9 protein-coding genes are annotated in these 12649 nt (G+C 51.8%); 1 reads left to right on the forward strand and 8 read right to left on the reverse strand.

What is annotated here, in order from left to right; all coding sequences use genetic code 11:
- The first annotated feature begins 130 nt into the window (after window positions 1-130).
- Window positions 131-1228, forward strand: coding sequence for a response regulator transcription factor (locus HJG54_RS21620; protein WP_316431345.1), 1098 nt, complete (start codon window positions 131-133; stop codon window positions 1226-1228).
- A gap of 67 nt (window positions 1229-1295) precedes the next feature.
- Here HJG54_RS21620 and HJG54_RS21625 read toward each other — a convergent pair whose 3' ends face one another.
- The 8 genes from HJG54_RS21625 to rimM form a co-directional block, all read right to left on the reverse strand.
- A complete protein-coding gene (locus HJG54_RS21625; protein WP_316431346.1) occupies window positions 1296-2678 on the reverse strand; it encodes an FAD-binding oxidoreductase in 1383 nt (460 codons plus the stop codon).
- A 121-nt stretch (window positions 2679-2799) separates the two neighbouring features.
- On the reverse strand, window positions 2800-4599 hold the full coding sequence (locus HJG54_RS21630) for an AfsR/SARP family transcriptional regulator (protein ID WP_316431347.1): 1800 nt from the start codon (window positions 4597-4599) through the stop codon (window positions 2800-2802).
- A 371-nt stretch (window positions 4600-4970) separates the two neighbouring features.
- Window positions 4971-6191 carry a hypothetical protein gene (locus HJG54_RS21635; protein ID WP_316431348.1) on the reverse strand — a complete coding sequence of 407 codons (1221 nt, stop codon included), beginning with the start codon at window positions 6189-6191 and terminating at the stop codon, window positions 4971-4973.
- Window positions 6192-6727: 536 nt separating this feature from the next.
- On the reverse strand, window positions 6728-8641 hold the full coding sequence (locus HJG54_RS21640; RefSeq protein WP_316431349.1) for a tetratricopeptide repeat protein: 1914 nt from the start codon (window positions 8639-8641) through the stop codon (window positions 6728-6730).
- 552 nt (window positions 8642-9193) lie between these two features.
- Complete coding sequence (locus HJG54_RS21645) at window positions 9194-9463, reverse strand: GlsB/YeaQ/YmgE family stress response membrane protein (RefSeq protein WP_316431350.1); 270 nt, start codon at window positions 9461-9463, stop codon at window positions 9194-9196.
- 312 nt (window positions 9464-9775) lie between these two features.
- On the reverse strand, window positions 9776-11143 hold the full coding sequence (locus HJG54_RS21650; protein ID WP_316431351.1) for a hypothetical protein: 1368 nt from the start codon (window positions 11141-11143) through the stop codon (window positions 9776-9778).
- Between the two features lie 176 nt (window positions 11144-11319).
- Window positions 11320-11694, reverse strand: coding sequence for a phage holin family protein (locus HJG54_RS21655; RefSeq protein WP_035998392.1), 375 nt, complete (start codon window positions 11692-11694; stop codon window positions 11320-11322).
- 220 nt (window positions 11695-11914) lie between these two features.
- Entirely contained in the window at window positions 11915-12442 is a 528-nt protein-coding gene (rimM, locus tag HJG54_RS21660; protein WP_316431352.1) for a ribosome maturation factor RimM, read from the reverse strand.
- Between the last annotated feature and the right edge of the window lie 207 nt (window positions 12443-12649).

The raw sequence follows: 12649 nt of genomic DNA on the forward strand, positions 1-12649 counted from the left end.
ATTTAACGAATTCTTTTATTAAGCAAATGCAACAAAGTTTTGCTTGAATCAAAAAAGCTGAGATAATTACAATATTTTCTTAGAATCGCCGTAATCTCGCTTTTCCTTCGCTCTAAAGGAGAAAATTGCGATGGCACAGCTTTCAGCGCAGGATTATGAGCAGGTACTGATCTTTTTACACGGTTTATATGCACCTGACAGTCTAGCCGACTGGCCAATCCACCTGCCCGTACAGGTCTCCAAGCTGGTTGCAGCGGATATATCTGGCTGTTGCAAGATTAACTTTCCGCAATCTCAATTTATTGATGGGACATCAATTCCTAAAATGCCCCATGAGCAAATTCTGGAAGTCAGCAACCAATACCTGCATGAACATCCATTTGCAACTCACTACTTAGAAACTGGAGATTGTCGGGCTTATAAGCTGTCAGATTTTGTGACTGAGCCACAGCTTCATCGTATGGAGGGAGTTTATCAAAAGTTTCTCCGCCCAATGGGTATGGAAGAACAGCTAAAGCTTACCTTGCCTGACGATAATTCAAATACTGTGGATGTCCTCGTTTTGTTCAGGAACGAAAGGAGCTTTACAGAGCGAGATCGGACGATTCTCAACCTCCTGCTTCCCCATCTAATGCAGGCCCGTCGAACTGCTCAAGTCTTCTCTCAAGTGCATCGAGAGAATCAACAACTGCGCAATTCCCTGAATATAGCTGGAGGTATTGTTATCTCTAAGGAAGGGCATATTCAGTTTATGACCCGGAAAGCAGAGCAGTGGCTACAGCAATATTTTCCGTTTAAACGTCTAGGTCAAGCGCTACCAGACTATCTACAGCGGTGGGTTAATTATCAAAAGTCGTTTTTCGCCAGGTATGGAACGCTCTTAAAACCTCGACTGCCTTTGAAGATAGAGCAGGAAGGAAAGCAACTCACAGCACGCTTTGTCGCTGACCCTGACCAAGACCAATATTTGCTTCTCTTAGAGGAACATCAACAGCCAAAGCTATCGGCTGAGGATTTTGAATTATTGGGCTTAAGCAAGCGAGAGTCCGAGGTCCTATATTGGGTTGCTAAGGGCAAAGAGAATCTGGAGATTGCTACAATTTTACATGTTGGCGTGACTACAATCAGAAAGCATCTAGAGCATATTTACCAGAAACTAGAGGTGAAAACTCGCGCATCGGCAATTGTGGAAGCTTTGAAACGTTTAGGAAAATTGAATTACGAGTAGGAATTCACCTAGGGGTGATGTCCGTGGGTTAAACTGAGCTTCTGTCTTCAGTATCTCGATTTCCATCTCAGCTCGGTCTGATGTTGTGATTGAGGTGGAAGACGTTGTCGGGGTCGTACTTAGCTTTGACGGCGGCTAGTTGCGCATAGTTATCGGCACCAAAGCCAGCGATTACCCGGTCGTGACCTTCGTTGCCGATAAAGTTGAGATAGACAGCACCACTTGCCCACGGCTTTAGATCGGCGCGGAGGTTGTGCACCCACTGTCTGCCGCGTTCGTCGTCGTTGGGGTCTTCCCAGAGGCCGAACGGATGGGCACACCAAGGAGACTGCCGCCACGGAATCGGATAGCCCGATGGTCCCCGTGCGATCAGTCCGCCCTGCGGAATCATCACCTGCTGAGATGGAGACGGTACAACCATGTCCCGAGAGCGGGAACAGAAGAGATCGACCGCCGCATCCGGAAACGCATCCAAATACTCAGCCGACTTATAGTTCCGGTAACCCGGCGGATCGTCTAGCATGCACTGGAGTTCAGCATAGGTCAGCTCGGAAATCAACTCTCCCTCATGGCCCAGGGTGAGCAGCGGAGCTGTAACGTCGCGCATCTCAGCTTCTGGTCCGGCATAAACCACGAGGATCACGAACGCCAATTTGCCAACCAGGTGACTGGGGATGAACTCCTCGGCGGGGCCGGTCACATACAGGGCTGCGCCTCCAACCTTGTCCGGAGCCGATGCCATAAACTCACGGTAAGCACGCAGAAGGTCAGGGGCCATATCGGGTTGCCACAGCAACAGGGCGGCTGTCACCACCGGCAGTTCGTGCAGGCGAAAGGTAAAGGAGGTGGCCACCCCAAAGTTGCCGCCGCCGCCGTGGAGCGCCCAGAACAGCTCAGGGTTCTCGCTCTCGCTAGCCCGAACCACATCGCCTGTCGCAGTGACCAGCTCCACCGCTAAGAGATTGTCGCAGGCGAGACCCATTTTGCGAGCCAGCCAGCCGTCACCGCCGCCCAGGGTGTAGCCGCCAATTCCGGTGGTTGAGACTCGCCCTCCGGTTGTAGCAAGGCCATACGGCTCTGTCGCTCGATCGAGATGGCTCATGGTGGCACCCCCAGCAACAGTAACCGTGCGCGTCTCTGGATCGACCGTCACGGCATGCATCCGGCGCAAGTCGATCACGATGCCGCCGTTGGTCAGGGCCATGCCCGCGACACTGTGTCCGCCACACCGCACTGCAATCTCGAACTCGCGCTCGCGCCCGAATCGGATTGCCCGGATCACGTCATCGACCGTTTCGCATTGGGCAATTACCGCCGGACGCTTATCGATCATGGCATTGAAAATGGCTCGCGCCTCCTCATACCCCGCATCGTTGGGCATGATCAGGGTGCCGCTAAAGCTGTGACCCAGTTCCTGCAACGCTCCATCGTTGAGCATGTGAGATGTCATGGTACGGTTCCTCCTCGTGAGGCTGCTCGTTGACATCATGCTAGGAAACACCCGTGTGAAACAGCGTGTGAAACAGCGTGGAAGAAGGTAAAAGAGCGTGTAAAAGCGTGCGTCAGGCCGATCAGGAACTGGCCGCAAACAGGGCAGCATGAAGAGCCGGATTGTCGATGGTAGCCACTAAATCACGGGCGACCTCAAAAGCAGCGGCTTCGCCCAGACTAGCTCGATGCAGTAGGGCCTTGACGAGGAGTTCGCGCATTCCGCACCGGGCCGCTAGTGCTTCTAGGTCGGCAATCCAGCGAGGGGCCGCCGCTTGGCCCTGCTCAACTGCGACTGCACACAGGGCGTCAAGGCCATAGCCCTCAATCCAGCGATAGCTGTCTGGCAAGCGTCGCGATAGGCGCGGGGCATCAACCAGCAACCGATAGCCCCGGCTGAACTGGCCCTGAGCCACGGCCACCAGCCCCAACCCGCGTATCGCAATACTCTCCAAACAGGGGTCGTCGAGCTGACGTCCCATGACAAAGGCACGCTCGAGTCGGGCTTCAGCCGCTTTGAGGTCACCGGTTTGCATCTGCACTTCAGCTAGCAGGGAATCGGGTAATGGGGACAGCGCCATCCAGCAGGTTCGCGCCTCCCGCCATGCCTGTTCGAGGACCCGCGCTGCATCCGACCACTCCCCCCGCAGCAGGTGCAATCGCCCCATCCAACAGCGGGCAAACACCATCGCCTCGGAAGCATCGGTCTGCTCCGCCCGTTCGAGGGCCGAGCCAAGCACCTCAAACGCCTGACGGTGGCGACCCTGATCGCTCAAGCAGGCACCCGCGATGGATTCGATCCAGGACAGTTCGACGGCATTGTCTGCGGCCAAGCGTGTCGCCCGATCTAAAAACTTCTGGACACGGTCATAGCGCCCCCGCTCCAAGTCGGCGAAGGCCAGTTCCCGATAAGCCGCCGCCGCCACCTGGACATCGCCCGCCTCGAGCGCCTGAGTAGCGGCCTCATGCAAAGCCGCACCGCCTTCCTCATCACCGCCTCTTCCCACATGCACAAGGGCATGGCCCAACGCCACTAGTATTCGAGCCAGCATGGCGCGATCCTGACTTTGGCGGGCCAGCGCAGCCGCTTCGCGCAGAGTTTGCAAGCCCTGGCTAACCGCACCCGCAGCAACTGCCGCCTCTCCCGCCTCAAGCAGCGCCCGTAGGGAGTAAGGACGGGCATCGAACAAATTGAGCGTCAGCATCCGACCCGCCTCTCGCAGCGCCGAACTTGGCTCGATTCCCAGTTCCCGCAGAAAGAGGTCGGTGCATCGCGCCACCTGTTCAGCCGCTCCAGCATGGTCGCCAGCCGCTCGTAAGCACTGCACGAGCAGAACATGGTGGGCCTCGTCGAGGGGGTTAAGGTCCACCAGCCGCCAAGCATAACCAACGGCATCGCTGATCCGCCCTGCTGCTAAACAAGCGAGAGTAGCCTCGTGCAACACTGCTTCCGCCGCACCGCTGAGACGCCGTCTCTCACTAGCTAGCCAAAGATCGTAGGTAGCACTGCCCGATACGCTGACGCCTTCCAGCAATTCCCGGTCCAGGCCGCGCAGCTCAAGCGCTTCGTCCCAGTGACCTCGAAACACCAAATTGACATCAACAACTGCAGTAGACGGCAACTCGATGACAACCGGATCTCCATAGAGTTGGCAGTCTGGACCAAGCACACGGCGCAGATCGGACATGCTCCAGCGCAGAGCACCCAGCGGATCATCAGCCTCAGGAAACAGCAATTCGGCCAACCGCTGGCGTGATGGTCGGTTTGCCAACAGCAGGTAGGCAAGCAGCCCCCAACTCTTGCGGCCCCGAGGCTGCAACTCTACAGCATCGCGTACTATCCGTGGGGATCCGAGCAACTCAATCAAGAGCACCGCACTCATTCCTCCCCGCTAACTTGAACGCAAGTCATAAATCAAGCTTACATGGCCAATCGATGAACAGGGGCAGTAGTTGATTCATATTAATTTTGTATTCCTAGATGTTTACCGCTGATGTAAATTAATATTACATTTGTGTAACGCCATCACCAACAAACCAGTTTCCAACCTAACCTCTACCCTGACAGCGGCATTTCAAATTCATCCGGCCTTCTGGCTCCTAAGCATCAAGAAGCCAGACATTAATTTAAATCTCAACCTCTACAACCAAGAAGCTAGAAGCCAGAAGCTCTCCTGGCTCCTGGCTCCTGACTCCTGACTCCCGTCGGCTGACGCTCTGGGAAGCCTGACTCCTAACTCTTACTCTTGAATCATCAAGGCGAAGTAGAAAGCGTAACCCGGTAGCTGTTGTCGCCGTCAGTGAAGTAGGATTTCAGGTTCAGCATATAGGTTCCAGGTTCCAACTCGCCTGATAGTTCATAGGTTGGTTGGGTCAAGGCATCGATACCAGCACTGATAGAAGCGCCAGCCGAATTCTTCCAGAACAGGCTTTGGGGAGCCAAGCCATCGATCTTGCTCAACTGGTGGTGAATCCGCGCTTTGTCAGTGTTACCAGTTCCCAGCCGCTCAAATTTGATCGACAAGGTTGTTTTGGCCGAGGTCTTGAAGGTGTAGTTATCAGCAATGTCCCCATGACCAACATAGTCAGTAAACGAGAAGGATTGCCCACTTGTATTCAAGGGCTGGAGGTTATTGATAACCAGGGCTGTCTCTTTAGTATGGCCGGCATTATCGGCGATGGGGGTGGCAGAGAGATCGAGATTATAGTTGGCTTTGCTGTTGGGATTGACCGCTCCCACTTTGACAAAATAGTTGCCAGGAGCGAGTCCAAGGTTGGTATTGGCTAGCGGATTGCTGTGGCTATTGTAAGCAACAACATTGGCGACGGGATTCGAGAAGTTGCCAGCGCTATAAACTCGGGCATACACTCCAGCATCACCCTTGAGGGCTAGATTCAGGCGGTTGCTGGAGAATCCAGATTCCCCAATGCTGAAGCTATACCAATCGGCATCATCTCCGCCACCTACCACATCGGTGATTTTAGTTAAGCTGGAGCCGATTTTTCCCCAAGGCGTTGCTGTAGCTGAGGAGTTGCCGCCCAGGTCAGGCTTGTTGATTGGTGCAGGGCTAATTGGAACCGGAGCTTGGGGGGAACCCGGATTGGTAAATACAGGAGAATCCAGGACGATACCAGGCCGGGGTGTGCTGCTGAAGCTGAGGCGATAGCGGGTCTGCTGTCCGCGCTTCAGAATGGCTCGCAGCTTGTAGTTCCCTGGATCTAGATTGGCCTCCAACGTTTCTGGTCTTTTGCCTGGTTTACGAGAAGCAGCGACCACGACGCCTTGCTGGTTCACCAACTCCAAATCTACGTTTGCCTTGCGAGAAATTCCCTTGAGGGAGGCACGAAATTGACTAGTATTCGGCAAATTAACATTGAACACATCAACTCGATTCTTGCGGCTCAATGTATCCAGTATCGGTTGCGACAAACGGTTGCGCAGTTGGGCTTGGGTGTTGCGAGTGGAGTTCATCATAGTGGGCTTATGAAGAGATGCGTGTAAAGGTTTAGCAGGGGGAGACTATTGAACGAATCACTGAACTCGAAAAATAATTTAGAAAAGTAACTCAGCAGTAACGCGATAGGGGAAGCCGCTTTCTGTGGGAAACTCTAATTTAGGGGGTATGATTTTCTACCTTATTCATTGCCTGGGGTTACGTAATCTGTCGTTAGTGGAAGTCCTTGTGTAGCAAAGCTTGTTTTCTAAGAACTAAATCCAAATCCGTTTCAGGCGTTTCCGCACAAGATTCCTAATTTCTCTGTTGCCTTCTTCATTTCTTTAAGTTCGTAAAGGCTTAACCTATTTAGTGCGAACAGCTTGATCTAGGACAATTGAAAAACTGCCACAGTAGGTAAGTGAGCGCTAGCAGCAATGCGCTCCGACCCCTCTCAGCGCGCTCTGCATCATGTCTGAGCTATATCAGGAGAATGCCAAGGTGATAGACTCAGGTATTTTGGCAGACGCTAATACTACTTTAGATTTTGGATCTTTCTTGCTTCTACTTGTTGCCTCTACTCGTCGCTTTGTCGATAGTCGTTGAGTAGGGTAGGCAGATGATCGTAGCCATCAACGCCAATTACAGGAATCAATTGGGGACGCAGCTGCCGTCGCAGTTGCTCAAACCCCACTTCTCCCAACTGGCCCTGCAAAATCGTCAATAAGCCAGCCGACTGCCGCCATTCCGTCGCAGAGATTTGATTCAGCAAATACATGCTGAGGAGTGCCGCTAAAACGGTTTTCTCCCGCTCGTCTAAGCTGTAGTATGCTTCTGCCAAATAGGTCAGATTTAGCCCTTGTAAATAGAGATCACCTGAGGCTTGGGCCGCCTGAACGCCTTTTTCCAGATAGGCAATGGCCTGCTGGGGCTGATTCAGAATCACATAGGCAATGCCCAAACTGTTGTAGCAAAGCGACTGGCTCTGGCGATCGCCCAGCTTCTCCGAGAGCTGCAACCCTTGCTGTAGGTAACCGACCGCCATATCGTAGCGGTCGCTGTCGATCCGATCTAGCTCGCGAGCCGAAAGCACCTCACTGTAGCCAAAATTGGTCAGAGCGTTGGCCTCACCCAACCGATCGCCGACTTGCCGAGCCAGAATTAGGGCACGTTGGCTGTAATTGATCGCCTCAACGTAGTTTTTCTGAGCAACATAGATCCGGCTTAAATGGTTGAGGTTGGCAATTTCACAGGCTTGATCAGCTGCCGTGCGAGCAATTTCGAGGGCTTGCTGATGGAAGCCAATTGCCTGTTGGTACTGACCCAAGGCTCGCTGCGAGTAGCCCAACAACGTCAGGATACGCGCTTTTTCCTGCGTGCCTGCTACCTGTCGCAAGGGTTGATCCAGATACTGGAGGGCATCGGTCAAATAGCTGCCGGAAAACAACGCAAAAATACCGCCATAAAGTGGGAAGTAAGGCTGCTGTGAAAAGCCGCGTAGTACTTGCAGCAATGCTTGAAAACATCCCTGAGCCAATGCTTGGCGACTGTTAGTGTTAAGATTCACAGCTCCACCGATCCCCTGCAACAGCTCACACCAAATAGCGGCAAAGGTGAGGTAGGTGGCAATGGACTGCGTCTTGCCCCATTTAGAGCTATAGGGTTGCTTTTCAAACCAGGCCACCAACGAACGTTGCAGAAATTGCAGCAGCACCGCTAGCTCAATCCATTCCCTGATTCCTAAAGACGATTGATGCACCCAGTTAGCAACGGATTGATTTCCGGCCAGCGTCTGGAAAAGTTGCTTGGGCACAGGGGACTGTACCTGCTCTGCCCAGAGTTTCCAAGGGCCAACCGTGGCACTCCCCTCAAAACCAATGGAGGTGACGGGTTCATAAATCCAGCGAATTAGAGCATCTTCTAACCGCTGGCAGGACACTAGCCCATCGCGGATGCCAGTCGTGAGCAGTTGGATTTCTGAGCTGAGGTTGTCATCCGTCGCCCACTCTCCAGATTGCACCGCCCGATCCAAGGCTTGAGCTAATTGCTTCAGAGCTTCTGGATTAAAGCGGTTTCCTTGATTGGGGTCAACGTAAGTTAACCAAACGCTCAACCGCTCGGTAGATGCAGCCTGCAAAATTGCCTCGGTTGCGCGGGTCAGGGCATTCGATGCCTGCTGCTGTTTCTGATAGCGCTCCCACTCGCCTTGAATTGTCTGCATGGCCCGGAGGCTGCGGCTAGCTCTAGCTTGCTTCAATTCATCATCAGCCTGCTCGACCTGAGCTTGGGTAGCTTCTAATCGTTCGGTCAGGCAGCGCTCAAAAATTTCCCCCGTGCCAACTTCCACTTCCTGCACTAACTGCTGATAGATCTGCTCCTTTGATCGCAGTTGCCCCTTCAGGGTAATTGTCACAATCTGGTCAATCAGGGCGATATATCGATCGCGCAGAGAAGAATTGGGAGTGGAAGAACTTTCCGGTTCTGGGGCCATCGCCTGCTGTCCTCTAGCAAGTGAGCATCTTGATCAATCCTAGCGATCAATGGCTCAGTTTGGGTTTAGCTTGGGCTTGGCTTAGCCTGGGCGCTTAGTCTAGGCTCAGTTGGCGGCAAAACCGGACTGATGTCCCTATCATACTTCCAGGCATTCAGCCGGTCAACTGAGTCGTAATTAACGTAGGTAATAAGTAGAGTCCCTGGAATAGTCTGACCGCTGGCATGGCGTGAGGAAAATCTCAGCCATTGAACTAGATCGCTAAATTCGACACCAAATTTAATAGAACTGACCAGCAACCGCAACTCCCCTAGCTCAGCGGCTCAGCCTAGAATTGAGAACAAGTTAGGGCACTTAGCATTCAGCTAACATTCAACCATCAGCAACCTAATCTATCTTCAACTCTATTTCGAGCAAAACTTGCAACTAGAGGAGTTCGTTGCGGTTCCACATGCCGGTTGATCCTGTAAACGAAGGACACCTCAGCAAGATGCACCGGTGGAAAGATGAAGCGAGATGCACCCAAGCTTTGGGTTAAACTAATGGGTTAAACTAAACAGCGCGACGGGTCATCAAACCCCATAGGAAGATGGCGATGATAGCACCAATCACTGCGATGATTAAACCGGGGATGCTCAGGCCAGTCGCCGCCAATTGCAATGTTCCTGTAGTGAGCAGCGTGTAGAGGCTACCACCAACAAAGGCACCGAGCACACCCAGCACGATAGTTGCCAAGATACCGCCGCCTTGATGTCCTGGATAGATCGCCTTGGCAATTGCTCCAGCCAATAGACCCAAAAGTAACCACGCAATGATATTCATGATTTCACTCCGTTTTAGTTTTCTCAGGTTTACTTACACATCTACGTTACCAATTTTGATGACAAAACCCTTCTACCTCAAGAAGTAACTAGACTCTTGAGCATGCTTCTGGGTATTACCTGGGTATTACAGATAACGTCATTCACACGCACGCTAACTGTGAACCACCGCTCGCAGCGATTCTCATCAGCTCCTTAATTAGTTTTTCAACTAATTCTCTTAACTGTGATACAACCCTGGTATTTGCAAGGGCGTGATTCTCAGGGCGGGTTCTCGTAGCGCGATTCGTATCTATCTATACAGACGACTAGTTTAGCGCTGAAATCCAGTGCCCGTTTTAGACTTAATCTTTTTCTTAGATTTATCTTTGCTGACTTCGATAACTGCTGCTTGGAATAAGTTATGTAAATGAATTGGCACGCTGGCAATCTCAGGTAATTCGGGTTCTAACGGCTTACCAAATTCCTGTAAAACTTTGTCTAAATCCTGCAACAAATTGAAGTCTGGGCGCTCAAGTACCCGACGCAAAACCACCTCAAGCTGGGTCGGATATTGTTCGGCTAACTGATGCCAAACAAAAGCGGGAATCGCTGGATCTTCTAAAAACTTCCGCGCTAATGAGTCTGCGGTTGAATCGGCAGTTGAGTCGGGAGCCGTATTTTCGGTTGAAGGACTGGTCGAATTGGTGGTCAAGGCCGCTAAGCTAGCTTTGAACTGAGCGTAGTGGGGTGAAAACACTTGGCCCCAGCGGGGGTCGGTGAGAACTGTAACTTGTTCTGCTTTTTTCAGAGCAGGTGGCAATTCAACTTTGGGTGCCATCATTTTAGTTGGCTGCTTGGTATCAAGCATTTGGTTGACCACCTTGGCATCGGCTCCCATTGCCGCAGCGGCTTCTTCCAACTCTTCCTGAGAAATGCCTGCTTCTTCAGCTAACTCCTGCACCGATTTAGAGTGATCAATGCCGGAGCGCTCAAGCTGTTTTTCGGTCATCACTTCTTGAAATTCAGCCAGTTTTTTGCTGAGCTGATAGCCCGACATTGTAATTTCGCCACTGCCAAAGAAATCAGTAAAATCTTGATGGTATCGCTCTACCGACTTCCACGCTTCTTCTAATAGATCTGGAGCATCGCTATAGAGGTGCTCTTTATAGTTTTGCTTAAAGTTACCAATCGCCACCGCTAGCTTGGGTTTGCCCAATTTTCCTAAAGCAATCCACTTACTGGATACCATCCAGTCCGAATCGGACAGGGGCACAATTTGGGTCAATAAAATATCCCCTTCTTTTAGTTTGGCGGCAGCTTGTAGCTCTGCCTCAGTCAGCCTGACTGTGTAGGTTTTGGCAGTTGTCCAGTTCATTAACTCCAACCCATCTGGAAGCACCTGGGTCACTGCAAACAAGCCAACAAAGCTACGTTGCCAGCGCTGAAGCAATCGCCGATCAGATTCGGTTAGATCGGCCTCCTGAGCAATAAACAGGTCAATCGGCGTTTGCTCGCCAATCTGGGCTTCCATCAAAAACCGATCGACCACCAACTCCCGCCGGTACAGGTCAGTTTGCTGGCTACGGGAAAGTTGAGCCGCACTGTAGGTTTCTAGGGCTGTTGCCACTTCGTCTTCCGCATCCAAAACAAAGTCTGTCAAGGCCAATTTCAGCTCTTTGGCACGGGTAAGTGTATCCATAATCCCTTTACTCCAATTCGTAGGTCAATTATCAAGCATAGTGTGAGCAATAGTGCGAGCGATAGTGTGAGTGACATAGTGAGCGGCACAGACAGAAATTGAGTACCCAAATTTGGATACTCAATCTTGTCCACCTTCATCTAATCTGAATCAAGCGAATCTTAACGTTCTGGTGATCAGGCTTCGGTTTTAATATTGATATCAGGATTACGCTCAGCAAAATAGCGATTAAGCAGTGTGCTCACAAAGGTAAGCACAACCGGGCCTAGCAAGAAGGCAATCAAACCCTGAACGCTGAACCCCGGAACTAACACCGCTGCCAACCAAAAACACAATCCATTCACTACAAATGAGAACAAGCCAAGCGTTAAAAAGTTTAACGGCATCGACAACGCAGATAGGATCGGCTTAATGGATGAGTTGATTAAACCGATGGCTAAGGCTGCTATCATGGCCGCTGGGAAGTTGGCTAAATCAACTCCAGGAACAGCGAGATCAACGATCAACAAGCTTAGGGCAGTTGCTAAAGTCGTTAAGAAAAATCCAAGCATCTTTTCTCCCTCAATCTAGACGAAAGCGTGGCGCGCCTGTCTTACTATCCACCTAGAGTATTGCCTCAGCTTGGATTTCTTCATCTGCCATCAGGGGGATTAAGGAGATGCGGCTCGATGGCACTCCTGGATAGCCACTCAGATTAGGATCTGTAAATCTTTCTGTGTCGCTCTGTGTCGCTCTGTGTCGCTAGGCTGCCCAACTCGTCCGCATCAGATCCTACCCGATCAACCCTGCTGGCGGTGTAATTTCGATGCGGCGTTGTTCAAGGTCTACAATCGGCACGATGGCTTCGACGAAGGGAATCAGTACTTTGGAGCCGTCGGTGAGGGTAACTTCTAGAAGATCATTACCGGCAGGGATGACCTCGGTGACGCTGCCAATCAGAGCCTCAGTAGTTTGATCAAATACGGCTAGGCCGAGCAGATCCGCAACGTGAAATTCTCCTGCTTCTAGGGTAGGACGATCGGTTTGGGGAACCAGCAGGCGAGAATCGCGCAGGGCTTCAGCTTGGTCACGGTTGGTGATGCCTGCAAAGGTGACGATATAGAGTCCTTTGTTGGCTAAGTACCGTCCTGACAGGAGCTGAATCGGTTCGGGATCGGTTGCGCCCGGACGCAGCAGCCAGCGTTGGCCCGGTTGTTGAAACCGCTCGGGAAAATCTGAGTCGGGATAGACCCGCACCTCCCCTTTCAAACCTTGAGCGGCTACAATGCGGCCTATTTCTAACCAATCTGATGCCGGCATGGAATCAATCAAACCTCTGTCTTACATCACTCGATACACCTCACCACTCTGGATTTTAGAGGCAAATGGGAGCGTTGATGACGGGTATAAGGGAGCAGGCTTTAGAGTAGCTAGGGCCAAATGGGAATCCTACCAGTAGGGTCAGCCAATTATAGGCCAAAAAGCTATAGGCCAAAAAGCGCAATTCAGGTCTAGCCCTGCTCAGGT

Source organism: Leptolyngbya sp. NK1-12 (genome assembly GCF_032598965.1).
Lineage (GTDB): Bacteria > Cyanobacteriota > Cyanobacteriia > Elainellales > Elainellaceae > Elainella.